This window comes from Ruegeria sp. I1, assembly GCF_056532675.1.
In genome coordinates, this window is sequence record NZ_JBQFNM010000010.1 from 55,031 (window position 1) to 78,470 (window position 23,440).

32 protein-coding genes are annotated in these 23,440 nt (G+C 57.7%); 14 read left to right on the plus strand and 18 right to left on the minus strand.

Annotation, left to right across the window (positions count from 1 at the left end; genetic code table 11):
* Positions 1 to 67: 67 nt before the first annotated feature.
* Positions 68 to 2,095: an FAD-dependent oxidoreductase gene (locus ACR0DH_RS17065; RefSeq protein ID WP_480551073.1), complete on the plus strand. Its 2,028-nt coding sequence runs from the start codon at positions 68 to 70 to the stop codon at positions 2,093 to 2,095.
* 6 nt (positions 2,096 to 2,101) lie between these two features.
* Here the strand turns inward: ACR0DH_RS17065 and ACR0DH_RS17070 are convergent, their stop codons facing one another.
* Both ACR0DH_RS17070 and ACR0DH_RS17075 read right to left on the minus strand, forming a co-directional pair.
* Positions 2,102 to 2,710 (minus strand): LysE family translocator, encoded by a 609-nt coding sequence (locus ACR0DH_RS17070; protein ID WP_480551071.1) that lies wholly within the window; start codon positions 2,708 to 2,710, stop codon positions 2,102 to 2,104.
* Between the two features lie 73 nt (positions 2,711 to 2,783).
* Entirely contained in the window at positions 2,784 to 3,224 is a 441-nt protein-coding gene (locus tag ACR0DH_RS17075; protein ID WP_480543368.1) for a DUF4399 domain-containing protein, read from the minus strand.
* 226 nt (positions 3,225 to 3,450) lie between these two features.
* Between ACR0DH_RS17075 and ACR0DH_RS17080 the strand changes: the two genes are divergently transcribed.
* The gene (locus tag ACR0DH_RS17080; RefSeq protein WP_170533810.1) at positions 3,451 to 4,356 is read left to right on the plus strand and encodes a LysR family transcriptional regulator; all 906 of its coding nucleotides are present in this window, start codon (positions 3,451 to 3,453) and stop codon (positions 4,354 to 4,356) included.
* A gap of 77 nt (positions 4,357 to 4,433) precedes the next feature.
* On the opposite strand, the gene ACR0DH_RS17085 is transcribed toward ACR0DH_RS17080, so the two are convergent.
* From ACR0DH_RS17085 to ACR0DH_RS17100, 4 genes are read right to left on the minus strand one after another with little or no spacing between them, the layout of a single operon-like run.
* On the minus strand, positions 4,434 to 5,336 hold the full coding sequence (locus tag ACR0DH_RS17085; protein ID WP_480551069.1) for an OmpA family protein: 903 nt from the start codon (positions 5,334 to 5,336) through the stop codon (positions 4,434 to 4,436).
* A complete protein-coding gene (locus ACR0DH_RS17090; protein ID WP_480551161.1) occupies positions 5,333 to 5,890 on the minus strand; it encodes a peroxidase-related enzyme in 558 nt (185 codons plus the stop codon). Before ACR0DH_RS17090 ends, ACR0DH_RS17085 begins: the two co-directional genes overlap by 4 nt.
* Positions 5,891 to 5,921: 31 nt before the next feature.
* The gene (locus ACR0DH_RS17095; protein ID WP_480551067.1) at positions 5,922 to 6,632 is read right to left on the minus strand and encodes a GNAT family N-acetyltransferase; all 711 of its coding nucleotides are present in this window, start codon (positions 6,630 to 6,632) and stop codon (positions 5,922 to 5,924) included.
* The gene (locus ACR0DH_RS17100) at positions 6,629 to 7,351 is read right to left on the minus strand and encodes a competence/damage-inducible protein A (protein WP_480551066.1); all 723 of its coding nucleotides are present in this window, start codon (positions 7,349 to 7,351) and stop codon (positions 6,629 to 6,631) included. The genes ACR0DH_RS17095 and ACR0DH_RS17100 overlap by 4 nt, the downstream gene beginning before the upstream one ends.
* Positions 7,352 to 7,400: 49 nt before the next feature.
* Between ACR0DH_RS17100 and sfsA the strand changes: the two genes are divergently transcribed.
* The 3 genes from sfsA (at position 7,401) to map (ending at position 9,660) form a co-directional block, all read left to right on the plus strand.
* The gene (sfsA, locus tag ACR0DH_RS17105; protein ID WP_480551064.1) at positions 7,401 to 8,117 is read left to right on the plus strand and encodes a DNA/RNA nuclease SfsA; all 717 of its coding nucleotides are present in this window, start codon (positions 7,401 to 7,403) and stop codon (positions 8,115 to 8,117) included.
* 63 nt (positions 8,118 to 8,180) lie between these two features.
* Entirely contained in the window at positions 8,181 to 8,708 is a 528-nt protein-coding gene (locus ACR0DH_RS17110; RefSeq protein ID WP_480551062.1) for a GNAT family N-acetyltransferase, read from the plus strand.
* 139 nt (positions 8,709 to 8,847) lie between these two features.
* Positions 8,848 to 9,660 (plus strand): type I methionyl aminopeptidase, encoded by an 813-nt coding sequence (map, locus tag ACR0DH_RS17115; RefSeq protein WP_480543380.1) that lies wholly within the window; start codon positions 8,848 to 8,850, stop codon positions 9,658 to 9,660.
* Here map and ACR0DH_RS17120 read toward each other — a convergent pair.
* From ACR0DH_RS17120 to ACR0DH_RS17135, 4 genes are all read right to left on the minus strand, one after another.
* Positions 9,648 to 9,827, minus strand: a complete 180-nt coding sequence (locus ACR0DH_RS17120; protein WP_480543382.1) for a hypothetical protein — start codon at positions 9,825 to 9,827, stop codon at positions 9,648 to 9,650. The genes map and ACR0DH_RS17120 overlap by 13 nt on opposite strands.
* A 23-nt stretch (positions 9,828 to 9,850) precedes the next feature.
* Positions 9,851 to 10,486, minus strand: coding sequence for an HAD family hydrolase (locus tag ACR0DH_RS17125; protein ID WP_480543384.1), 636 nt, complete (start codon positions 10,484 to 10,486; stop codon positions 9,851 to 9,853).
* Between the two features lie 86 nt (positions 10,487 to 10,572).
* Entirely contained in the window at positions 10,573 to 11,133 is a 561-nt protein-coding gene (gene rsmD / locus ACR0DH_RS17130) for a 16S rRNA (guanine(966)-N(2))-methyltransferase RsmD (protein WP_480551061.1), read from the minus strand.
* Positions 11,130 to 12,341, minus strand: a complete 1,212-nt coding sequence (locus ACR0DH_RS17135; protein ID WP_480551060.1) for an NAD(P)/FAD-dependent oxidoreductase — start codon at positions 12,339 to 12,341, stop codon at positions 11,130 to 11,132. The genes rsmD and ACR0DH_RS17135 overlap by 4 nt, the downstream gene beginning before the upstream one ends.
* A gap of 99 nt (positions 12,342 to 12,440) precedes the next feature.
* Here ACR0DH_RS17135 and ACR0DH_RS17140 point away from each other — a divergent pair, with 99 nt between their 5' ends.
* The 4 genes from ACR0DH_RS17140 to ACR0DH_RS17155 all read left to right on the plus strand — a co-directional run bounded on the left by ACR0DH_RS17140 (position 12,441) and on the right by ACR0DH_RS17155 (position 13,967).
* Positions 12,441 to 12,926: a redoxin family protein gene (locus ACR0DH_RS17140; RefSeq protein ID WP_480551059.1), complete on the plus strand. Its 486-nt coding sequence runs from the start codon at positions 12,441 to 12,443 to the stop codon at positions 12,924 to 12,926.
* Between the two features lie 103 nt (positions 12,927 to 13,029).
* Complete coding sequence (locus tag ACR0DH_RS17145; RefSeq protein ID WP_480551057.1) at positions 13,030 to 13,275, plus strand: glycine zipper 2TM domain-containing protein; 246 nt, start codon at positions 13,030 to 13,032, stop codon at positions 13,273 to 13,275.
* The gene (locus ACR0DH_RS17150) at positions 13,269 to 13,631 is read left to right on the plus strand and encodes an EF-hand domain-containing protein (protein WP_480551055.1); all 363 of its coding nucleotides are present in this window, start codon (positions 13,269 to 13,271) and stop codon (positions 13,629 to 13,631) included. Before ACR0DH_RS17145 ends, ACR0DH_RS17150 begins: the two co-directional genes overlap by 7 nt.
* A 24-nt stretch (positions 13,632 to 13,655) precedes the next feature.
* Entirely contained in the window at positions 13,656 to 13,967 is a 312-nt protein-coding gene (locus tag ACR0DH_RS17155) for a hypothetical protein (protein WP_480551053.1), read from the plus strand.
* On the opposite strand, the gene ACR0DH_RS17160 is transcribed toward ACR0DH_RS17155, so the two are convergent.
* From ACR0DH_RS17160 to ACR0DH_RS17175, 4 genes are read right to left on the minus strand one after another with little or no spacing between them, the layout of a single operon-like run.
* On the minus strand, positions 13,964 to 14,257 hold the full coding sequence (locus ACR0DH_RS17160) for a 4a-hydroxytetrahydrobiopterin dehydratase (protein WP_480551051.1): 294 nt from the start codon (positions 14,255 to 14,257) through the stop codon (positions 13,964 to 13,966). The genes ACR0DH_RS17155 and ACR0DH_RS17160 overlap by 4 nt on opposite strands.
* Entirely contained in the window at positions 14,254 to 15,441 is a 1,188-nt protein-coding gene (locus ACR0DH_RS17165) for a GNAT family N-acetyltransferase (protein WP_480551049.1), read from the minus strand. The genes ACR0DH_RS17160 and ACR0DH_RS17165 overlap by 4 nt, the downstream gene beginning before the upstream one ends.
* Before the next feature lie 45 nt (positions 15,442 to 15,486).
* Positions 15,487 to 16,254 (minus strand): glycerophosphodiester phosphodiesterase family protein, encoded by a 768-nt coding sequence (locus ACR0DH_RS17170; RefSeq protein WP_480551047.1) that lies wholly within the window; start codon positions 16,252 to 16,254, stop codon positions 15,487 to 15,489.
* Positions 16,251 to 16,706, minus strand: coding sequence for a RidA family protein (locus ACR0DH_RS17175; protein ID WP_480551046.1), 456 nt, complete (start codon positions 16,704 to 16,706; stop codon positions 16,251 to 16,253). The genes ACR0DH_RS17170 and ACR0DH_RS17175 overlap by 4 nt, the downstream gene beginning before the upstream one ends.
* A gap of 290 nt (positions 16,707 to 16,996) precedes the next feature.
* Here ACR0DH_RS17175 and ACR0DH_RS17180 point away from each other — a divergent pair, with 290 nt between their 5' ends.
* Together ACR0DH_RS17180 and ACR0DH_RS17185 are read left to right on the plus strand one after the other, a co-directional pair.
* A complete protein-coding gene (locus ACR0DH_RS17180) occupies positions 16,997 to 17,812 on the plus strand; it encodes an MlaA family lipoprotein (RefSeq protein ID WP_480551044.1) in 816 nt (271 codons plus the stop codon).
* Positions 17,802 to 18,410 (plus strand): MlaC/ttg2D family ABC transporter substrate-binding protein, encoded by a 609-nt coding sequence (locus ACR0DH_RS17185; protein WP_480551042.1) that lies wholly within the window; start codon positions 17,802 to 17,804, stop codon positions 18,408 to 18,410. Before ACR0DH_RS17180 ends, ACR0DH_RS17185 begins: the two co-directional genes overlap by 11 nt.
* A 94-nt stretch (positions 18,411 to 18,504) precedes the next feature.
* Here the strand turns inward: ACR0DH_RS17185 and fliP are convergent, their stop codons facing one another.
* From fliP to fliF, 4 genes are read right to left on the minus strand one after another with little or no spacing between them, the layout of a single operon-like run.
* Positions 18,505 to 19,236, minus strand: coding sequence for a flagellar type III secretion system pore protein FliP (gene fliP, locus ACR0DH_RS17190; RefSeq protein WP_480551040.1), 732 nt, complete (start codon positions 19,234 to 19,236; stop codon positions 18,505 to 18,507).
* Positions 19,236 to 19,523 (minus strand): FliM/FliN family flagellar motor switch protein, encoded by a 288-nt coding sequence (locus ACR0DH_RS17195; protein WP_353008733.1) that lies wholly within the window; start codon positions 19,521 to 19,523, stop codon positions 19,236 to 19,238. Before ACR0DH_RS17195 ends, fliP begins: the two co-directional genes overlap by 1 nt.
* Positions 19,516 to 20,112 carry a FliH/SctL family protein gene (locus ACR0DH_RS17200; RefSeq protein WP_480551038.1) on the minus strand — a complete coding sequence of 199 codons (597 nt, stop codon included), beginning with the start codon at positions 20,110 to 20,112 and terminating at the stop codon, positions 19,516 to 19,518. The genes ACR0DH_RS17195 and ACR0DH_RS17200 overlap by 8 nt, the downstream gene beginning before the upstream one ends.
* A complete protein-coding gene (gene fliF / locus ACR0DH_RS17205; protein WP_480551036.1) occupies positions 20,112 to 21,698 on the minus strand; it encodes a flagellar basal-body MS-ring/collar protein FliF in 1,587 nt (528 codons plus the stop codon). Before fliF ends, ACR0DH_RS17200 begins: the two co-directional genes overlap by 1 nt.
* A 119-nt stretch (positions 21,699 to 21,817) precedes the next feature.
* Here fliF and ACR0DH_RS17210 point away from each other — a divergent pair, with 119 nt between their 5' ends.
* The 3 genes from ACR0DH_RS17210 to ACR0DH_RS17220 are packed head-to-tail and all read left to right on the plus strand — an operon-like array spanning position 21,818 to position 23,400.
* Positions 21,818 to 22,315, plus strand: a complete 498-nt coding sequence (locus ACR0DH_RS17210; protein ID WP_480551034.1) for a flagellar basal body-associated FliL family protein — start codon at positions 21,818 to 21,820, stop codon at positions 22,313 to 22,315.
* A gap of 9 nt (positions 22,316 to 22,324) precedes the next feature.
* A complete protein-coding gene (locus ACR0DH_RS17215) occupies positions 22,325 to 22,816 on the plus strand; it encodes a hypothetical protein (protein WP_480551032.1) in 492 nt (163 codons plus the stop codon).
* Positions 22,816 to 23,400 carry a MotE family protein gene (locus tag ACR0DH_RS17220; protein ID WP_480551030.1) on the plus strand — a complete coding sequence of 195 codons (585 nt, stop codon included), beginning with the start codon at positions 22,816 to 22,818 and terminating at the stop codon, positions 23,398 to 23,400. Before ACR0DH_RS17215 ends, ACR0DH_RS17220 begins: the two co-directional genes overlap by 1 nt.
* The last annotated feature ends 40 nt before the right edge of the window (positions 23,401 to 23,440 follow it).

Here is a 23,440-nt window from a genome sequence, read left to right on the forward strand (position 1 = left end):
GGTTTCGCGTGACAAAGGTGACGTGCAGGTCAATTTAGAGCCCAACTTCGGGAGGGAGAGTTTCGCCATGACTGCGTACCCAAACATGCTGGCCCCGCTGGATCTGGGCTTTACCACGCTGAAGAACCGCGTGCTGATGGGCTCGATGCACACAGGGCTAGAGGAAACCGGTGACTGGAACCGGGTGGCCGAGTTCTACGCAGACCGGGCTCGCGGTGGCGTGGCATTGATGGTGACAGGCGGCATCGGTCCAAACCTCGAAGGCTCGGTTCTGCCCGGCGCATCGATGATGACTAATGATAAGGAAGTAGCGAACCATTCTATCGTGACGCAGCGCGTGCATGAAGCAGGCGGCAAAATCGCGATGCAAATCCTGCACGCAGGTCGCTATGCCTATGGCCCGAAATGCGTTGCCCCCAGCCCGGTGAAATCCCCGATTTCTCCTTTCCCCCCTCATGAGCTGGACGAAGATGGCATTGAGAAACAGATCAACGACATCGTGAATGCTGCGGTTCTGGCGCAAAAGGCTGGCTATGATGGCGTCGAGATCATGGGGTCCGAGGGGTACTTTCTGAACCAGTTCCTGGTAACGCACACCAATAAGCGCGAGGATCGCTGGGGCGGTTCTTATGAAAACCGCATGCGCCTGCCGATTGAGGTGGTGCGCCGCACGCGCGAGGCTGTGGGCACAGATTTCATCATCATCTACCGCCTGTCGATGATCGATCTGGTGCCCAATGGCTCGACTCATGACGAGGTCGTGCAACTGGCACAAAAGATTGAAAAGGCCGGTGCCACGATCATCAACACCGGTATCGGTTGGCATGAGGCGCGCATACCAACCATTGCAACCAGCGTTCCACGCGCGGCGTTTGCGTGGGTGACCAAGAAGCTGATGGGCAAGGTATCGATCCCGGTCATTACCTCGAACCGGATCAACACGCCCGAAGTGGCCGAAGAGGTGCTGGCCACCGGCTGCGCCGACATGGTTTCATTGGCGCGACCAATGCTGGCGGATGCGGATTTTGTAAACAAGGCCATCGCCGGGCAGTCGGCGCAAATCGCGCCGTGCATTGCCTGCAATCAGGCCTGTCTGGATCACACGTTCAGCGGCAAGCTGACGTCGTGCCTGGTCAACCCGCGCGCCTGCCACGAAACCGAATTGGTGATCGAGGAAGCCGGAGCACCAAAATCCGTCGCAATCGTTGGGGCGGGTCCGGCAGGCCTGTCTACTGCGATGACTGCGGCCCAGCGCGGCCACAGCGTTACCCTGTTCGACCGCGCGCCTGAGGTCGGCGGGCAACTCAACATGGCCAAACAGGTTCCGGGGAAAGAGGAGTTCTGGGGCCTTGTCGATTGGTATCGCACCATGATGGACGATCTGGGCGTAAACGTGGAACTGAATCGCGAGGTCAGCGTGGATGACCTGACCGGCTTTGATGAAGTGGTCATCGCCACCGGCGTCACCCCCCGCGATCCGGAAATCCCCGGCCAGGATCGGGACAACGTGCTCAGCTATATCGACGTGTTGCGCGACAAGGCTGATGTCGGAAAATCAGCGGCTGTGATCGGCGCGGGTGGCATCGGGTTTGACGTCTCTGAATTCCTGCTGGAGGACGGGCACAGTGCGACCACCGATCTGCCGCTATGGATGAAGGAATGGGGTGTAACGGACCCAGCCGAACACCGCTCGGGCCTTGCACCCGAAGGACCGCAGCCCGAAGCGCCAGCCCGTCAGATCACCCTGCTACAACGCAAGAAACAGGCGCATGGCAAGGGTTTGGGCAAGACCACCGGTTGGATTCACCGCGCAACGCTGAAAATGAAGAATGTCAACTTTGTCGGCGGCGTGAACTACGAGCGGATCGACGAAGATGGCCTACATGTCAGCTTTGGCGAAGAGCGCACCGATCCAACGGTGATTGCGGCGGACACGATTGTCCTGTGCGCAGGTCAGGTCTCGGACCGGAGCCTCGCCGATGCACTGATTGATCGCGGGATTACCCCACATGTGATCGGTGGAGCAGATGTGGCGGCCGAACTGGATGCCAAACGGGCGATCAACCAGGGGACACGGTTGGCGGCAGCGCTTTAGGCGCTGTCAGTCAGATAGGGCAAGCTTGACCCCAAGCGCACCAAAAGTTGTGGCAAAGCAGCGTTTGATCCACTCCATGACCGACGGACGGTGGACGATATAGTCACGTGCGAACGCAGCGCATGCGCCATACACAACAAAAACAACAAACGTCATTACCATAAAGACGGCGGCAAGTTGAACCAGCGCCAGACCCGCATGGGCTGTGTCAGTTGGTACGAACTGAGGCAGGAAGGCTAGAAAGAACAGCGACAGTTTGGGATTCAACACGTTGATCAACGTGCCGGTCACGGCGATCTTAAGGTAGCTTCGGGTGGATTTATTGGCATTCACTTCCATCGCACCGCCGTCGCGGAAAATTCCCCAAGCCATATAGAACAGGTACAACACTCCAAGGTATTTGAGCACCTGAAAGGCCAAAGCGCTTGTATGTAACAGTGCCGCCAGACCAACGATGCTTGCCAAAGCCGCTGGAAGGATACCAATGGTACACCCAACCGCTGCCGCGACGCTGGCGCGGAACCCACGCCCAAGGCCAATCGCCAACGTGTAGATCACACCCGTACCGGGCAATAGCACAACGATCAAAGACGTGAATAGAAACTCAAGCGACATGGAACCCTCCGGCTGGTCTGCGCAGAGTTCATCACTTCTGATGGGATGTAAACAGTGGCCGCGAACGCGCCGCTTATTCCACGGTAATCGTGATCACCTCGGACACCACAGGTGGATTATGCGGCACGTGGCCCGCATCCCCCAGCACCAGTTGCAGCGTATGCTGCCCGGCAGGCAGGTCCAATGTCACCTCAGTCTGGCCGCCGCCAAAATGCATATGATTGTCGTCGGCGGGCAGGCCATAGGCCAACTCATCCGCGCCGTCTTCGCCCTCACCAATCGGTGGGCGGTTGATCAGCAGGTGGTGATGGCCTGTATTCTCAGCCTCAGTTCCTGCAGGCGCGACACCCATTCCGCTGAGGCCAAAGACCACCGTGACCGGAGATTGAACACTGTCGCCATCCGCAAGATTCACAAAATAGACCTTTGCATCGGGATTCGAAGGGGTCTCACCCCCAGCCCAGACAAAACTTGCGCTCAGACAGAACGCGGCGGTGAATAGAAACGATTTCATTAACTCCTCCCAGGTCACAAAATTGCCATTCTAACCATAGCACAAACGCGAAATTATGTAGAATTCGGTGCTTATCGCCGATGCTGACGGATCGGAAACCACTGTTTCCGCGTTTCTGAACTGCAAACGATCCGATTCAAAACCCTGATATTATCCCATGTCTGCCCCGTTTCCGCCCAGATTCGGAACCAATATCACCTTCGAGAGCAAGACCTGGGGAACGAGTATGGATCGACTGACCGAAATGGAAGCCTTCGCCAACGTGGTGGACCAAGGTGGCTTCACCGATGCGGCCAAGAAGATGGGTATCTCCAAATCGGCAGTGTCCAAGCACGTGTCGAGCCTTGAGGCGCGGCTGGGTGCACGGCTGTTGAACCGCACCACGCGCCGGGTTTCACCAACAGAGATCGGGCTGGCCTATTATGACCGCGCGCGCCGCGTTCTGAATGATGCGGGCGAGGCGGATGCGCTGGTCACTTCGATGCAATCGGCACCATCGGGCCTGCTGCGCATCAGCGTTGCAACCGATTTTGGCGTCAATCACCTGTCGCCTGTGCTGTCCGAGTTTCTGTCAGCCTATCCCGACATCACCGTGAACATGGTTTTGAATAACCGATATGTTGAGCTGATATCCGAAGGCTTTGACGTGGCGGTCCGCATTGGAGAGCTGGAAGACAGCACCCTGCGCGCCCGCAAGTTGACAGAAACCGTCAAACGCATGGTTGCGGCACCCAGTTACATCGAAAAGTTCGGACGCCCGCAAAAGATCGACGATCTGAACGAACACAAACTGCTGCACTACTCCAGCCAATCCTCGGGCAGTGTGTGGAAACTGACCGCACCTTCGGGTGAAAAACGGCAGGTCCGCACCGCCGGCTGGCTAAGTGTGAATGACGGACAGTCCCTTTTGAATGCCGCAATTTCGGGCTTGGGCATCGCCCACCTGCCCAGCTACCTGTATGCGGATGCGTTGAAATCTGGCCTTGTGCTGGATGCCATGCCATCGCTACCGGACGAGGTGCAGGGGGTATATGCGGTCTATCCTCCCGGCCGCTTTACCCAGCCGAAAGTGCGCGCATTCATTGATTTTCTGGTTGAATCCTTCAACGAGAAGGGTCCGATGGATTGGTAAGTTTCTCCCTGTGAACTGGAACGGCCCGTGCAGAAATGTGCGGGTCTTTTTTTGTCTCTGACCAGGCTAGACCGAGCCTAATTGACAAGCAAAACGGCCTCGACCCGGCGGTTCAGGTCTCGCCCTTCGGGCGTCGCGTTCGAGGTTATCGGGGCAAGATAACCCACGCCCTGCGCTTCAATCCGGTCAGCCGCGACGCCATAAGCTTCGATCAACCGGCTACGAACCGCCTCGGCCCGACGTGTGCTGACCCGAATGTTGGCATCTAAATCGCCAGTGTCATCGGTGTTGCCAACCAGCGCCAAACGCAGGCCTGGATTATCTGTCAGAAATCCGGCCAGTAGGGCAAGCGAGGCAAACCGACCGTCGCCCAGCGCCACTTCACCCGTGCGGAAATGCAGGTCGTCCAGAATGACGTGCCCGTTTTGCTGTAGCTCGGCCAAGAGGCCTTGGGCCCCATCGACGGATTGTTCGACAACGATTGGCGCGGGTGCGGGCGCGTCAACAGGGGTGACGCGGATCATTTGCACATAGCCGTCGGGCGTATCCCGGCTGACCAGCAGGCTTAGCACGGTTTGCCCTTTCTGTGCCGCCAGAAACCGGTAATCCTGAATGGCCACATACATGTCAGGCGTGGGGACGACCTCGGTTCCAAACCGAAAGTCAAAACCGCCACACACGCGCGCCTCGCATTCGAAAAGGATGTCATATCCTTGCGCTTCGATCTGATCCCGCAACGGGGCCAGCAACTGCAGGGTCGTGCTGGACCCGGCCTGCAGGCGCCATGTGTATCGCTCAACCTGCCCTTCAACGGTCCGTGATGGCACAGCCCCATCTGCAAACGGCCCGGTTGGCAGATTATAGCTGTCCAAGGCCGAACTGCGGTCACTGATCTGCTGTGCCGTCTGCGGCAAGGTCAGTTCTTGCGCCACCACAGGTCCGGCAACAACCAATAAGACAGATATAAGCGTTCGGATCATCGAAATTGCGCGTGATATTCTTGGTTCGGTGCCATTGCGGTGGCGCTGGCGACCCGGTTGGACATGTTGAAGAAGCCGGCCACATTGGCGATGTCCCAGATGTCACGATCACTGAACCCTACATCGCGCAAGTGCTGACGGTCAGGTTCTTCAATCTCGGCGCTGGCCTTGGTCATTTTGGCCACAAAATCCAGCATGGCACGCTGACGCGTATCGAGAGGCGCAACGCGATAGTTCATCGCCAGCATCTCTCCCAATTGCGGATTACTAGACAATTGCCGCACCGCTGCACCATGGGCAACGAGGCAATAGAAGCATTTGTTGATCGACGAAACGACTACCGCAATCATCTCACGTTCCAGTTTGGACAATCCGCTATCGGCCAGCATCAGGTCGTTATACATGGTGGTGAAAGCGTTGAGCTTATCAATATCGAACGCGTAAGCCTTCAGCACATTCGGCACCATGCCCAGTTTCTCGACACAGATATCAAAGTATTTCTGCGTCTCGGACGGCAGCGGATCGACCATAGGCAGGTCCAGCGCGGTAGGCATATCTTGTTGTGTCACGGGGGGCCTCTCTTCGTCAGATAAGCTGACGGTAATGGTATTCGCCCACGATCTCCATCCCAAGCGCGCGGTAGAGACCATTTGCCCCTTGGTTTGCTTTGGTACAGATCACACTGAGCGTTTTCGCACCGTTGTCGCGCCCCCAGATTGCAGCGGCACGCATCGTCCATTCGCCCATACCCTGCCGTCGGTGATCTGGCAGAATCTCAAGCGCATGCAGCATGGCGATGTCATCATGCATCGCCACAAATGCAGCTCCGCAAGGTTGATCCGAATGACGCAAGAGCAGGCTGGTCTTGGGCCCTTTGGCACGTTCCATGATCGCCACCCGTTCGGGGCCGATGCCGCCGGTTGCCCAAATTTCCCGCATGATCGCTAAGGGTTCCCAAATCTGAAATACCGTGACCAGCGGGATCAGGCGGTTAGTCAGGTCAGATACCGGGCAGGTGTAGATATTAACCGGGTCCAGCACCTGATAGCCGCGCGCTGCAAGCTGGGCATCCAACGCCTCGTCACCCGGACGCAGGCAAAAGATACGCTTTTGCCCCATGGCCAGCATCGCCTGTTCTGCTGCATCAATATCCGCTTCACTGACCGGGCCGATGGCGCTGGCTGCCGAAACCCGCGATCCACCGCCCTGCCCTTGGCGCAGTTGAAATGGTCCTGACTGCTGATAGCTGGCAGCAGGCCATGTGCCATCGACGACCTCGGCCCAATTGGCGCTCACAAGTCTAGCTCTTTTGCCAGTTGGGTCATGGCAGCGTCGATCCGCGCGCCGTCGGTCCCCCGGATCACGACATTTGCGCCGAAAACTCCGTTGATCTGGAACGGGTAGCAGCCAATCGACAGGTCACCATAAGCATCCGCCAAAGAGGCCAAGGTTGCCGCGATATCGCCCTCCCCCCGGTCCACACGCAGGGTCTGAGACAAGAGCGGGCTGCCTCCGGTGAGCTTGGGCAAAACGCTGGCCACCATGGCCTGAAACACCGACGGCACACCGGCCATGACATGGACGTTTCCAATGGTAAAGCCCGGCGCAGTTGAGACCGGGTTGTCGATCAAAACCGCCCCGTCTGGGATGCGGGCCATGCGCAGGCGCGCTTCGTTCAGTTCCAACCCCGATTTGTCATAATGCGCCTGCAACAGGGCGCGCGCATCATCCCGCACATCGATATACGCCCCAAAGGCCCGCGCGATGCAATCGGCGGTGATGTCATCATGGGTCGGGCCGATACCGCCGCTGGTGAACACAGTGTCATAGCTGTCGGACAACGCCTTAACAGCGGCCTCAATCGCCGGGGCATCATCGCTGACAATGCGCACCTCGTTCAGGTCGATACCGTGTTTGGTTAGCTCCCCAGCGAGGTAGTGCATATTCGCATCGCGCGTCCGGCCGGATAGAATTTCATCCCCGATCACCAGCATTGCAGCGGTTGGATTGGCCATGGAATGTCCCCTCTTGATCGACCTTTGGGGCAGGTATAGTCCCTAGGCTATGCGATTTGAAACCCCTCTTGTCCCCGCCCGCCTGATCCGCCGTTACAAACGCTTTCTGGCCGATTGCACACTGGAGGACGGCCGCGAGATCACCGCCCATTGCGCCAATCCTGGTTCGATGTTGGGGCTGGCGGAACCTGGGCAGAAAATCTGGCTGGAACCGAATGACGATCCAAAGAAAAAGCTGAAATACGGTTGGCGGCTGGTCGACAATGAGAACGGACATTTCACCGGGGTCGATACATCCGTGCCGAACAAGGCCTTGCGATTGGCCTTACAAGCAGGCGAGATTCCCGAACTGGCCGCCTACGATACCGTCCGGGCCGAGGTGAAATACGGCCAAAACAGCCGCATCGATTTTCTGCTATCCGGGCCCGGCTTGCCCGATGCCTATGTCGAGGTCAAAAGCGTCACCCTGTCCCGCCAAACCGGTCTGGCCGAGTTCCCCGACAGCGTGACCGCACGCGGCACCAAACATCTGGGCGAGTTGGCCGAGATGGTTGAACAAGGGCACCGGGCGATCATGTTGTATCTGGTGCAGCGAACCGATTGCGAACGCTTCGCGCTGGCCGCAGACATAGATCCAGCTTACGCTGCGGCGTTTGAGTTTGCGCAGGTGAAAGGGGTGGAACGGTTGGTCTATGGCACTCGGATAACGCCCGAGGGCGTTTGGGTTGATACAATTGCCTGCATCGGAACCGAAACCAAGATATGATCATAGGATGTTAGCGAAACCTGTTCGCGGCAAAAGCCAGTACGGCCAGCTAGGAGCCCCCTGATGGTAGAAGTATCAATTGAAACCTGTACCGAGCTACCGGAAAAGGACGCATTCAGTAGCATTTTATCGCAGTATTATCGCCTCATCGTCCAACGAATGCAGGAAATGGGTTTCGACATAGACCCAACCGCACCCGAAAGCGCAATGGCCGAGTTCTGGGCCAATTCGAACGACTATCTGCCTCCGAACGGCTGCATCGTTGTGGCGCGAGATGCCACGGGTGAAATCATCGGATGTGGTATGTTGAAACGGCTTGATGACCAGACTGGTGAACTCAAGAGAGTCTTTGTTGTTGAGAGCGCAAGAGGAACAGGTACCGGAAAAGCGCTGATCGAAGCCCGAGAACAGGCCGCGCGCGCGATGGGTCTGACACGATTGGTCGCCGATACGCTTACACCCAATGTCGAAATGCGCAGCCTTTATCCAAAACTGGGCTTTGTCGAAGTCGATGAAGCAATTGAGACGACAACCTACAAAGACCAACCTATGCTGCGCCCGCATATGCACTACTTCGTGAAAGAAATTTAAGGCAACACGCCCTTGCTGGCGATACTTGAATACTGCGACACACCCGCCAATTTAGGAGCCACAGCCCCGCGCCCTCTGGAACTTTCTGCACAAGCAGCGTAAATAGAGTGCTGCGCGACACATTTGGAGCTTAGCGTCGATGAAAGAGCATCGCGGCCGTATGACGAAAGACGGCATCCGTATCTATGAACAGGGTGACTTTGCCGGCATGCATGCGGCAGGGGCCTTGGCTGCGCGGATACTCGACGATATTGCCGATCATGTGTTTCCCGGACAGACAACCGGCGCGCTTGACGGGTTGATTACGCAGATGGTCGAGGATGCAGGCGCGACCTCAGCAACCATCGGCTACAAAGGCTATCAGCACGCCAGCTGCATCAGTGTAAACCACGTGGTTTGCCACGGCATTCCCGGCGATAAGAAGCTGAAAGATGGCGATATCCTTAATATCGACGTGACCGTCGTTGTCGATGGTTGGTTCGGTGACACTTCGCGCATGTATGTTGCAGGAAAACTGCCTCGCAAGGCCGAGCGTCTGATTCAGGTCACCCATGACGCGCTGTTCAAGGGCATCGAAATGGTCAAGCCCGGCAACACGTTCGGTGATATCGGCCACGCCATTCAGGCTTATGTTGAGGCGCACCGGATGAGCGTTGTCCGCGATTTTTGCGGCCACGGGTTGGGCCGTGTGTTCCATGCACCGCCAAACGTCCTGCACTACGGGCGTCCGGGAACCGGTGCGGTTCTGGAAGAAGGCATGTTCTTCACCATCGAACCGATGGTCAATCTAGGCCGCCCGGAAACCAAAACGCTGGCCGATGACTGGACCGCCGTAACCCGCGACAAATCCTTGTCCGCGCAGTTTGAGCATTCAGTGGGTGTGACAGCCGATGGGGTGGAGATTTTCACCCTGTCACCCGGCGGGAAGTACCATCCGACCTATTCGTCCTGATCGACGGCCTGATCGCGTAGCAGCTTGAGCAACAGCGTTTCATCTCGCCAAGGGATTATCGCGTCGTGAATGAAAACAGGTGCGCGCATCGGCTTACGCTCGGGGGCCGGGGTGACATCGGCATCCTGCGAAAATGACCAGATCGGTGGGTTTAGTACACGGTCCATAACCCGACACTAGCACGGTTGTGTCAAATTCCCAAAAGACCCGGCACCTCGGTCATGTTGTGAAAAACCTCTGCCCCGATCTCCGCCAGTTTGACACCATGACCCTCTGGTACAAAGGCAAGGCACCGCATGCCCGCGCGTACCGCGGCAGTCACACCATTCTGGCTGTCTTCAATCACGACGGGTTTGGATGCGTCGAACTGCTTCGCCGCCAACAGAAACATCTCTGGGTCCGGTTTTGCTGTCCCCAGTTGGTGGGCTGAGAACATGGCACCCTGAAACCGGTCCCAAAGCCCGTTTTGCCCCAGTGTGATCGCCATCTTGTCCGGACTGCCATTTGAGGCCACGCAGAATGGGATACCGTGGTGGTCGAGCCGATCAAGCAAGTCCCGAATACCCGGCATCAATGCCACGCCCTGACGCAGACGCGCGTAGGTTTCCGAATAGACTTCATCGATCCAGTCGTCGGGTAAATCAGCCCCCAGCGCACGTGCTTTGTCGCGCACGCCAGCCATTGTACCGCCCAAGAAAAAACCAACGCTGTCTTCCAGAGTCAGGTCCAGTCCATAGCGGGCAAGGTTGTCTACCAAAACCTGATTGGACAGCGGCTCACTGTCGACCAGAACGCCATCGCAATCGAAAATGACCAGATCGTGCATAAAGCCTCCGTCTGCTTTTCAATCGCCGTACCCGAGCGCAGGTTAATGCGCAAATCGGCAAGCGGCATCAATTCGCGCAGCAGGTTTCAGTTTGAAACATTGCGCCATATCAAGGAGATATGAGTATCTCCATACTTCCGGCTGTCGGACCGGCTGAACCCATCAGGCGCTGCCATGGGTGCGTTTTCCTCCCAGACCAACAAGGCGTCATCAGCCACCCATCCACCGGCGGTCAGGGCAGCCACCGCCTTTTGGCCCAGCGACTTGCCATAGGGCGGGTCCAGAAAAATCAGATCATAAGGGGCGTACGGGTTGTCGCCCAGCCGCGTCGCGTCCCGACGGACCAATTCGGTACGATCAGCACTGTGTGTCAGTTCGATATTCTTGCGGATCAAACCCTGTGCAACTCGACCGTCATCCACAAACGTGACATGCGCTGCCCCACGCGACAGCGCCTCAAGCCCCAATGCGCCGGTGCCTGCAAACAGGTCCAACACGCGCAGACCATCGAAGTCAATCTGATGCGTCAGAACATTGAACAGGCTTTCGCGCACTCGGTCGGTGGTGGGGCGCAGATGCGCGCCCGCATCGCCTTTGCCAACCAAGGCCAAGGCGCGGCCCCGAAAGTCTCCGGCAATGATCCTCACGCCTTAAGCAGCGGTTTCAGGTCCGCTTTCGGGTCCGCGACCACGGATGGATCAGCCGTCTTGCCCGCATCGATCAGGCGTTTGCCAACCATATAGGCGCGAGGGTCGTTCATGGCGTCGACCGCGATTAGCTGGTCGCCCTTGTAGTACCAGAAGGACACCGTCGCGCCTTCACCCTTGCGGGTTACCACGCGGTCATACCCTGTGTTCAGCCCGGCAATCTGCAGCTTGACGTCATACTGATCCGACCAGAACCACGGCGTTGCAGTGTAGTCCTTGGCGGCACCCAGCATGTTCTGAGCAACGATCTCGGCCTGATCGATAGCGTTTGGGACGCTCTCTAGACGAATACGCCCTTCGCCATGCGGGAAGGATGCACAATCGCCTGCCGCCCAGATCGACGGGTTAGAAGTACGGCCATGCGCGTCGGTTTTGATCCCGTTGTCCAGTTCCAGCCCCGCCATCTCGGCCAATTGCGTCGATGGGGCGATGCCAACACCGACAACAACGAAATCCACCTCGATTTCGGACCCGTCCGTCAAAACGGCTCCGACCACTCTGCCGTTGTCACCGATCAGCCGATCCAACCCAACGCCTTCGCGGATATCCGCACCGTATTCGCTGTGCAATGCGCGGAAGTAATCGCTGGTTTCCTTCGCAGCGACACGTTGCAAGATACGCTCGGCCATCTCTACCAGAGTCACTTTGACCCCGCGCTTGGCACAGACGGCCGCGGCTTCAAGCCCGATATAGCCGCCACCCACGATCAACGCGCGTGCGCCTTCGGTGACACGAGGCTCCATCTCATCGATATGCGCCAGATCGCGCACCACGTGAACGCCCCGCAGGTCACCGCCGATCGCGGCGGGAAGACAACGCGGGTCCGATCCGGTGGTCAGTGCCAACTCGTCGTAGGAAATGACATCATCGCCAACCGTCACGGTCTTTGCCTGCGGATCAATTGCGGTGACGCGCTGTCCCAAACGTAAAGTGATATTGTTGTCGGCATAGAAGCTCTCGGGCCGCAGGAAAAGGCGCTCCAATTCCATTTCACCCAGCAGATAAGCCTTGGAGAGGGGCGGGCGCTGATAGGGCAGATGCGGTTCAGCCCCGATCAGGGTGATGTCACCATCAAACCCGTCTTTGCGTAGCCGCGCGACAAGCGAAGCGCCTGCTTGTCCGGCACCGATCACGACAATATGGCTCATGTTCCTCCCACCCTGTCGAATTACCGTGGTCTCATCCACGCGACCACCTATATTGCGGCAAAGCCCGACTCTGCAAATCCAAACGACAGGAGGTAAGAAATGATTTCAACAGGTGACACGCTGCCCGATGCCACGTTGACCCAAATGGGTGCTGACGGCCCGGAAGAGGTGCGGATTTCCGACAAAACCAAAGGCCGGAAAGTGGTGATCTTCGCCGTTCCCGGTGCCTATACCGGCACCTGCACCACCGCCCATGTGCCCAGCTTTATCCGGACCAAGGATCAATTCGACGCAAAAGGTGTAGACGAGGTGATCTGCATTTCTGTCAACGACCCGTTTGTCATGCATGCCTGGGGCGAATCCACCGGCGCCGCTGCGGCGGGGCTGACCATGCTGGGCGATGCCACATCGGAATTCACCAAAGCCCTTGGCATGGATTTCGATGCACCGCCCGTAGGCCTGATCGCGCGGTCCAAACGCTATGCGATGCTGGTCGAGGACGGCAAGGTGGTCGCGCTGAACCTGGAAGAAAACCCAGGGGTGTGCGAAGTTTCGGCTGGCGAGGCGCTGTTGGACGCAATCTGAACCGATCTGGCCCCGGCCGAGGTCGGGGCCAGATGAACCCTATTTAACTTGCGACAACGCCCCGTTGTGCGAATACTTGGCGCATAAACACGGGAGTTGATTGATGAAACTCAGATTTTTAACCCTTTGCGTTGTCTGCGTAGGCGTTTTGGCAGCCTGCGGCCCAGCCCCGACCCCGCAACAACAAGCCGCACGCCAGCATGAGATCGCCTGCCTTGGTGGCACATTGGGTGGCGCGTTGATCGGCGGCGCAATCGGCAATCAGTTCGGGGGCGGCTCCGGCAAAACCATTCTGACGGCAGCGGGCGCTGCTGCGGGTGGTATCGAAGGGCAGAGGTTCGCATGTTGAAAGCACTGAAATTGAAACCGCTTGTTTTGATCGCGTCCGTTGCGTTTGCCGCTGCGGCCAATGCCGAGACCGTGGCCGAGCTACACGAAAACGAATTGCGTGCTATTGATGCCAACAATGACGGGTTCTTGTCCAAGGACGAGTTCAACGCCTTTTCCGACTACGCGTTTCAGACGATGGACGAGGATAAGAACGGCACGCTGGGATTGGATGAGGCCAAGCCGTTTCTGGACATCAAACAGTTTCAGAACGTTGACCGGAACGACGATAGCTTTATCTCAAGGGCAGAATACGACGCGCAGATGGGCAATGATTTCACCACTGCGGATCAGGACGGAAACGGCCAGCTGGACTAGGCCAACTCTGAACAGGAGCGTGGTATGAACAAATGGATCGCTTTTGGGGCGTTTGCCGCCCTTTGCGCATGCGATGTGCCCCAAGCCCCAGTCATAACGGGGCCGGATGGCCAAGCCCGCATTCAGATCAATACCAGTGGTTTGACCTGCTACAATACAAAGTGTCTGGATATTAATCCGGCCGCGCGTAGCGTGCGTCAGGTGGGCAACCGCACAACTGGAATTCCGGGCAACATCAATGTCAGCGATGGAACCGTGACACCGGCCGAGTTCGAACAGATGGGCGTCGCCGCCTCATTGGCTGGTGGAATGGGTTCGCGCGGAGATCGAGGCTAGACTAGACTGTCCATCTTGCGTGCCAGTTTGGCATCCAGAGACGACAAACCGCCCACATCGTGGGTGGACAGCACAACTTCGACCGTCCGGTAGACGTTGAACCATTCCGGGTGATGGTTCCATTTCTCAGCCCAGATTGCCACCTGTGTCATCCAACCAAAGGCGGCAACAAAATTGTCGAAAATAAAGGTTTTGGTGATAGCATCCCGGCCTTCAACCATTGTCCAACCGTTGCTAAACAGCGGATCCAGTAGGGGGCCTCGGGTCTCGGTCGACAAAAGCTCGGTCATTGCTGTTCCTCCGGGTTCGATTTTCTGAAGGGTCCGTAATCAGTCAAGATTTCAATCTCTTCTCCTACGGCGCGGCCTTCGGCGTCCAGATATCTTTTGACAGCATCAGCAAAACCCGGATCACCTACCCAATGCAAGCTATGCGTGCGCGTCGGCAGATAGCCGCGCGCCAATTTGTGCTCGCCCTGCGCACCTGCCTCGACCCGAAGCAAACCCTGGGCAATCGCAAAATCAATCGCGCGATAGTAACACAGTTCGAAATGCAGGCAGGCGTGGTGTTCGACACAGCCCCAATACCGACCAAAAAGCGTTTCGCGCCCGATAAAGTTCAGCGCCCCTGCAATCGGATAACCGTCGCGCACGGCCAGAACCAGCGCCATGTCATCCGCCATCGTGTCCTGCGCGATATCAAAGAACTGCCGCGTCAGATAGGGTGAGCCCCATTTCCGCGCACCTGTATCCTGATAGAACCGCCAGAACGCATCCCAGTGTTCGGGGCGCAGCTCTGACCCGGTCAAAGTGATGATCTCACCACCGAACCCGTTTGCCTGCGCCCGCTCTTTGCGGATATTTTTGCGTTTGCGCGAGGACAAGGCCGCAAGAAACCCGTCGAAATCCGCATATTCGTCGTTCAACCAGTGAAATTGCTGCGAGCTGCGCAGCATCAGGCCCATCTGCTCACCCGCAAGCGCCTCATCCTCGGTGCAGAAGGTTGCGTGCAGGGATGAAACCTGATTGTCAGCCGCCAGTTGTACCGCGCCCTGCACCAGCGCGGACATGCCAATCGCCTCATAACCTGGTCGCACCAAAAATCGCCGCCCGGTCGCGGGCGTGAAGGGAACGGCAATTTGCAGTTTAGGATAGTAGCGCCCGCCCGCATTTTCATAAGCATGGGCCCAGCTATGGTCGAAAATGTATTCGCCCTGACTGTGCGACTTGACATACATCGGCGCGGCGGCGATCAGCATTCCGTCCAGATAGCTGGTCAGGTATTGCGGGTGCCAGCCGGTTCCTGACCCGACCGATCCGCTGTTTTCCAGCGCCAACAGAAACCGATGGGTGGTGAACGGATCCAGAGGGCGCCCGCCATCTTCGGCCTCGGGGCAAGCGCAGGCATCCCACTCTGCCGCAGAAATCTGCGACAGAGAGCTCAGCACCTGAACTTCGATCTGCGCCTGATCCATGTACCCTCCGCGTCTGTTCTTTATCTGTGACAGTGCGGGTCAGGTTCAACCCGGATGAGCAGCCATATACCCCTCGAAGGTCACATTGTCGGCAACGTCGCGGGCTTTTGCCTCTTGTTCAGGCGAACGCACTGTCCAGCACAGAATCGGAACGCCCTGTGCCTTTAGCTCGGCAACACGGGGGCGGTGCAGGTCGTGAACCTCATGGCTGATGAAGCTGGCCCCCACACGGTCAAAATCCGGGATACCACGCAGATGATCACAAATACCGTCTGGCAGAGGCCAATCCTGCGGATCATAAGAGCTGGTCACGATCCCGCGCGGCAGATGCGGCGCCAAGCGCGCCAATTCAGCCACGCTGTTGGGGTTGAAGGACATCAACGCCACCGGGCCCTTGTAGCCCTGCAGGGCCCGCACGGCATCCGCCTCAAGCGGGCCAATATCGGTACCCATCGCGCCATCCTGATCTTTTAGTTCGATCAGCAAAGGCACCTTTCCGGCGACCATCGTCAGCACCTCATCCAAAGCGGGGATACCATCATCGCCATGCAGCAAGGGGACATCCGCCGCTTGCGCCGAGGTGATCCGCCGGATCGGACCTGCCTGTCCGGTCAGACGCGCCATATCATAGTCATGAAAGACCATGGCGCGGTTGTCCGACGTCAGTTGCAGATCAATCTCAATCCCGTACCCGGCGTCCACCGCTGCACGAATAGCCGCCCGGCTGTTTTCCGGGCGACGATCCGAGATGTCATGCAGGGCTCGATGCGCAATCGGAGCCTGCAGAAATTCGGCTGGCAGTTTCGGGGTCATTGGACCTCGAAAATGCCTTCGATTTCAACCGCAACGCCCAAGGGCAGAGAGGCCGCGCTGACGGCCGAGCGGGAATGACGCCCCGCGTCGCCCAGCGCCTCGACCAGGAAATCGGACGCGCCATTGATCACCTGCGGCTGCGCGGTGAAATCAGCGGTCGAATTCACAAAGCCGGTCAGCTTGATCACGCGCACCAGTTTCTCAATGTCACCACCGCAGGCCGTTTTGACCTGTGCCAGAAGGTTGATGGCGCAGACCTTTGCCGCCGCAGCGCCCGCTTCGACATCCATGTCATCGCCCAGCTTGCCGGTAATCAGATCATCCGCCTTGGAAATCTGGCCCGAAATATAGACAATATTGCCCACGCGCACGAAAGGTACATAGTTCGCGGCAGGTGCAGGGGCGTCGGGCAGGCTGACGCCCAGGCTTTCCAGTTTTGCGGTGATACTCATGCGATGATCCTTATCCCTGATTTGACTCGGGCGGACGCTACCCCCTTGGGCGCGACAGGGAAAGCAGGAAACTGGCATTTTTGAACGTGGCGTTTATCTGGGCATAACTTCTCTTATTCCGCAGTGTTGAAGCGATGTCACTTTACCACGCGCAGGCAGACGCGCTAAATGCTGGATGTTTCAATTTGGACCTGAAACATTTATGTGACCAAGACTTGTGCCAACGCGGCACTATTATCGATTTAACATCTGGCAATCATGGGCCGGATTACTTTGGAGTAGCAAAGACCGTGTTGAGCAGATTGCGTCTGAAACACCTTGTTGTGCTGTCCCTGTTGCCGATCCTGTCCGCCTGCGCCACGCAGCCCTCGGAGCAGGCGGCCCGGGGCGAAGTGTTCGACCCTTACGAAAAAACGAACCGCGGCATCCACAAGTTCAACCTGGGTGTTGACCGGTTCCTGTTCCGCCCGGCCTCAAAAGGCTATGTCAAAATCGTCCCTGATCCGATGGTGACCAGCTTCAGCACCTTTGCCGAGAATATCTCGCTGCCGGGTCAGGCCGTCGACTATCTGCTGCAAGGCAATCCAAAACAGATGGGCAACGCCCTGTTGCGTTTTGTTGTGAACATGACAGTAGGCGGGTTTGGTCTGTCCGCACCCGCTGATGAGCTGAACCTGCCGCCCGTGGATACGGATTTCGGCGAAACGCTACATGTCTGGGGATTTGGTGAGGGCGCCTATGTCGAGCTGCCGTTCTACGGCCCCTCAACAACCCGCGATGCGGTAGGCGTTGTGGTCAACCTGTTCTCGAACCCGATCAACTTTACCCCCACACGCCCCGCCGACAACCTTGGCGTTTATGCCGAGATCGTGCGCCGCATGGGCGACCGGGGGCGGTTCTCGGATACGGTTGACTCGATCCTGTATGAAAGCGCCGACAGCTATGCACAGGCCCGCCTGATCTATTTGCAAAATCGCCGCTTTGAACTGGCGCGCGATGATGAGGATGCCTATCTGGATCTGTACTCCGATCCCTATGCTGAAATCGGAACCGACCCTGTCAGGGACCCCTATCTAGACCCTTACGAGGACCCCTATGCCGAGTAAATCTTTGAACCGACGTCATTTTGTTTTCACCGGCCTGACCGGATTGGCGCTGACTGCGCTACCTGGATCCGCCTTTGCCCAGACCGAAGCAAGCGCCAAAGCGCTGGTGAACAGTGTTGTGGCCGAGATCAACCGCGTGATCGCGTCAGGCAAATCTGAAAACGCCATGCTGCGCGATTTCGAGAAAATTTTCGTGCAATATGCCGATGTTCCGATCATGGCACGCTATGCCCTTGGGGCCGATGCACGCACGGCCAGCCCAGCACAGCTGAAACAGTTCACCAACGCCTTTCAAGGCTACATCTCGCGCAAATACGGGCGTCGGTTCCGAGAGTTCATCGGCGGCCAGGTCGATGTGCGCAACGCCCGCAAAATCCGCGCCGGTTACGAGGTCAGAACACGGGTGAAACTACAGGGCTCCTCGCCGTTCGAGGTTACCTTTCTGGTGTCGAACAAATCCGGGCGCGACAAGTTCTACAACATGTTCATCGAAGGCGTGAACCTGCTGTTGACCGAACGGACCGAGATCGGGGCTATGCTGGACGCGCGTGGCGGTAATCTCAACCAACTGATCAAAGATCTGAACCGGACCGCGTAAGTTTCGGTTTCGTATGCAAGGGGCCGCATTGCCACGGGCAACGCGGCCCTATTGTTATGTTTGCCGCCGGGTCTTTCATTTTTTCCAGACACGTCTACGGCATGTAGCTGCGCACAAGCGCACTGGCGATCAGGGCCCAACCATCTGCAATCACAAAGAACGCCAGCTTGAAAGGCAAGGACACGATGGCCGGGGGCACCATCATCATACCCATCGACATCAGCACCGCGGCGACAACCAGATCAATGATCAGAAACGGCAGAAAAATCAGGAATCCGATCTGAAACGCCCGCGCAATTTCGGACAGCATGAAAGACGGCATCAGGACAGACAGCGGAGCCTCGGGCGATAACTCCATCGCTTCACCCCCTGGTCGCAGCGCCGCCATGGCTTGAAATGTATCTACATCCAGACGCGCAGCCATGAAGGCCCGAAACGGTTGCAAGGCGCGTTCTAGGGCCGGTTCCACTTCCATCGTTTCGTCGATCATGGGGCGTATTCCGGCGCTCCAGGCTTCGGTAAAGACCGGGTCCATGATGAAGTAGGTGAGAAACAGGGCCAGGCTGACAATCAGCATATTCGGTGGTGATTGCTGCAATCCGATCCCCTGCCGCAGGATCGATAACACCGTGATCAAGAAGGGAAAACAGGTGATCATGATCGCCAGCCCCGGCGCAAGACTAAGGACCGTGATTAAAAGGATCAATTGGATGGTGCGCGCCGAGATTGATTCCCCCGCGCCCAGTGACAGGCTCAGGTCTTGCGCGACGACCAGCGACGGTGTCAGCACCGCCGTGGCAAGCACCAGCCCGATCAGAAGGCGCATCAGCCGATCCCGTTCTGCAAATCTGCGATTTCCGTCAGGCGCACGGCCAGTTGTCCGGCCTGATCACCTTCCATCTCTTCCAGCAGGCCGCGCGCAACCAGTTGATCGCCAACATACAAATCCACCGGGTCTTCGATCCGTTTGTCCAAGGTCAAAACAGCGTTTTCACCCATGTTCAGCAAATCGCGGATCAACGGACGGGCACGACCCACTGAGACCGTAACCTCAATCGGGACCGCGTCGAACGGGCTGGCTTTTTCGGGTTTCTGAATCTGGGGATCACTCATTTTCCAATGCCTCTCTGGCTTCAAATAGATATGCGTCAAAGGCTCGCGCGACCGAGGCCAGAACCGCGCCGCAATCCACCTCACTGCGCGAGATACCTACTTGCAGGCGGGCCCGTCCCGGCTCTAACGCGGGATCTTCGATGACTTTTGGGGGCGAGCTGAGAGCTGCCGGCAACATCGCTTCAACCTCGGCTGCGCGGCCCTCGGGAACCATGATGTGCATGGGCTGACCAACCTGCGCGCGGGCCATTTCGGTCAACTCCTCAACAACTTGCGCAGCAAATCCACGATCGATCATCTCGGGCAAAACCAGCCGCGTCAGGCTGTCGAACATCGGTTCCAGAGACAGGGACATTCTGGTGACCGCTTCGGTGTAAGTGAACGACATGTCTTCAAGTGATTTCCCCAATTCAGACGAAATCTGCCCACGGCTTTGTTCCTGCGCCTGCGTCGCGTCTTCCCAGCCAGCGCCGTAGCCTTGTTCGAAGGCCGCAAGGCGCTGTTCTTCCAGGGCTTCTTCGTCCAGCAAATGAACCTGGCCACCCCCGGCAAGTATGGTGAAATCTTCAAGAAGATGAGCGATCGACATCAGACACGCTCCTCACCTTCTTCCAACCAACTGCGCAGGATCTCGACCGTTTCTTCCTGCTTGTCGCCGATCATCGCGCGCAAACGATCCACAGGGTCTTGCGATTGATCTACGCCAATTGCAGGCACGTCGGCTTGCGCGGCCAAAGGCGCGAACTCAGACGCACCATCAGGGGCAATCTCACCCGTCAGCACCTGCGCATTCTCGGCCTCAACGTCCCCGCTCGCCGGCAGCAAGGCGGGCATGACCGCAGGTTTCATCAGGATCGGGCGAATGACAAACAGGGCCAAAACCAGTGAGACCACCGCCAGAACCGCCATTTGAACCAGAGACATCGCATCCAGATGAACGTTCTGAAACATCGATGCGGATACCAGGGTGCCTTGCGGTTCAACCACCGGTAAATCCAGCGATTTCAAGGTGATGACATCTCCGCGCTCGGCGTCGAAGCCCACCGCCGACGCAACAAGTTCCTGCAATGCGTCCAACTCGGCCTGCGGAAGTGGCGCAAAACTTTCGGCCCCTGCAGCATCGACCACGCGTGTGCCATTGACCAGCACAGCAACCGTCAGGCGTTTGACAGCGCCGGGCGCGGTATGCACTTCAAGCTCAGTTTCTGAGACCTCGTAATTCACCCGCTCACGTGTCTGGGTTGCGTTCGAGTTCGATTCGTCCCCACCAGCGCCATCACCATCCGGCAGGTTCGAGGCCACTGTTACATCCGACGACTGGTTGCGGGCGCTGTCCGAACGCTCTTCAACATCGGTGCTGATGGCAACGCGCCCTTTGGGATCAAAACGCCGCTCGCGGATCGATTCGGTTTTGGTCACAGTATCCACGCTGACCTCGACAACCGCGTTGCCCGCGCCGACGCGCGCCTCAACCAGGCGCAAAACACGCTCACGCAGCTGGCGCGATTTATCATCGGCTGTTTCGCCCGCTACAGCAGTCTCCTGCCCTCCGATCACCGCGCCCTTCGAATCGATCACCGCCACGTTTTCCGGGGCCAGCCCGCTGACGGCTGAAGAAACAAGAAACCGGATGGCCTTGGCCTGATCACCGGTAATCTCAGCCCCGGTCGACACCAGATAAACCGATGCAGTTGGGGCCACGCTGCGTTGAAACGGGTTTGCGGATCCGTTGGCAATATGTACGCGCGCTTGGCTGATATGGGGGCTGCCGACAATCGTGCGCGCAAGTTCACCCTCTTTGGCGCGCCAATAGGCGGCATCAAACATCTGAGAGGTGGTGCCAAACCCGCTTAGCGAATCGAGCAATTCGTACCCACGATTGCCATTTGCAGGCAGCCCTTCGCTGGCCAGTGTCATCCGCAGCTCATCCCGCTGCCCGCCCGGCACATAGATAGACCCGCCGCGAATCTCATATGGCACGCCGCGTTGATCGAGCGAACGGACGATATCACCCGCTGCCTCGCTTTCCAGCCCCGCATAAAGCAGCGTCATCGACGGCGCGGATGCCAACCGCGACATGCCCAAAATTCCCAGAAACACCAGCACAACTGCGCCGGCAACGATGATTTGTTTTCGCCTGTCCAAACTTGCCCAGACAGTTCCGATCTGCTGCACGCTCACCTCCGACTCGCCGACATTCTGCCCGGCGCGTTCTCTGTTTGGACCATTGCCCTTAACAATCGGTTAGTCCCTGACGGGTTATGACGGATTCACAACGAATGGATGAGGACCTCATGACAGACGCAACGGCAGAAGAGGCAGAAGCGCCTGAGAAAAATGGAAAAAAGGGCCTGATGATCGGGTTGATTCTGGCCGTCGCTGGCGCGGCGGGAGGATATTTTTTGACCACATCGGGCCTGCTGCCTTTCGGCGCAAAATCCGAGGAGACATATGCCGAAAGTGACAAGAAAGACGCCAAGGCTGAACCGCTTGCAGATGTCGGTTTCGTGAATCTTCCGCCCGTGGTCATCTCTTTGACCGAAAGCCAGGCGCGTCATTTGAAATTTCACGCGCAGCTCGAAGTTAACGCTCCGTACATCGCTGATGTGGAAAAAATACAACCACGAATCATGGATGTGCTGAACGGCTATCTGCGCGCGGTCAGGGTTTCGGATCTGGAAGATCCGATGGCTTTGACCCGGATCAGAGGACACCTGCTGCGGCGCATTGAAATTGTTACCGGAGAAGGTCGGGTGCGTGATGTTCTGGTCATGGAATTTGTACTGAATTAGGAGGCGAAATTGGAGCTTATCGCGGATATTTTGCTGGTCGCGGGCGCGCTGGGTGCAGGGCTGTATTGCTTTGTTCTGTCGCGCAGACTCAGACGGTTTACCGATCTTGAAAAGGGCGTAGGCGGCGCTGTTGCAGTGCTGTCCTCGCAGGCAGATGAGTTGAAGAGATCCCTCGACAATGCGCGCGCGGCTTCGGATCAGTCAGGCGAGTCTTTGAAGGATCTGACTCAGCGCGCCGAAAGCGTGGCGCAACGTCTGGAACTGATGATGGCCTCGATGCACGACGTGATTCCAGCAGAGGAGACCGATCCCGAAACGGTCGACATGAAGGACCCTCTGGTCGAGCCTGCACCAAAGTCTGAGGTAGCGAACGAAGTCGCTGAAACTGACGTGGAACCGCCCGAAGCGCAGCCTGAGGACACACTGAGTGAGGCCCCTGCCAAAGCCCCCGAAGGGCTGATGTTTTTCCGGCATGGCCGAAACATGAACGAGGCCACCTGATGCATCCCAAAACTGCGGATAAAAGGCCAAATCGCCCGCGCGCGGGGGTGTTGACGGTCATCTCTCTGTTGATGATCGGATCAGCGATTATTCGTGTCGGGCTGGAAGCCGGGCCAGCGCTGGCGAAATCCGCGGATGTCGAGCAGTCGAAAGAAAAACCCGCAACAACGCAAGCGCGCGATGTTGAGGGCCTTCTGGCCGAGTTGTTGCGCCGTGAAGAACGCGTGAAACAGCGCGAAGATAGGGTGATGGAAAAGGAAAAGGCTTTGGAAATTGCCAATGAGGCCATCGACATGCGCCTCGCCACTTTGCAAGAGGCCGAAGAGTCACTGCGTGCGACCCTGGCCGTGGCAAACAAAGCCGCCGAAACGGACCTGACCCAGCTGACAGATGTCTATCAGAACATGAAGCCGAAAGACGCGGCCGCGTTGTTTGAGACGATGGACCCAACCTTTGCGTCCGGCTTTCTGTCACGCATGCCGCCAGAGGCTGCGGCGAGCATACTGGCCGGTCTCAGCCCGGATGCAGCCTATACCATCAGCGTTGTGATGGCAGGTCGCAACGCGACCGCACCGCAAGAGTAGACCCCATGGACCGCACACCTGCCTCGAACATGCCTGGAGA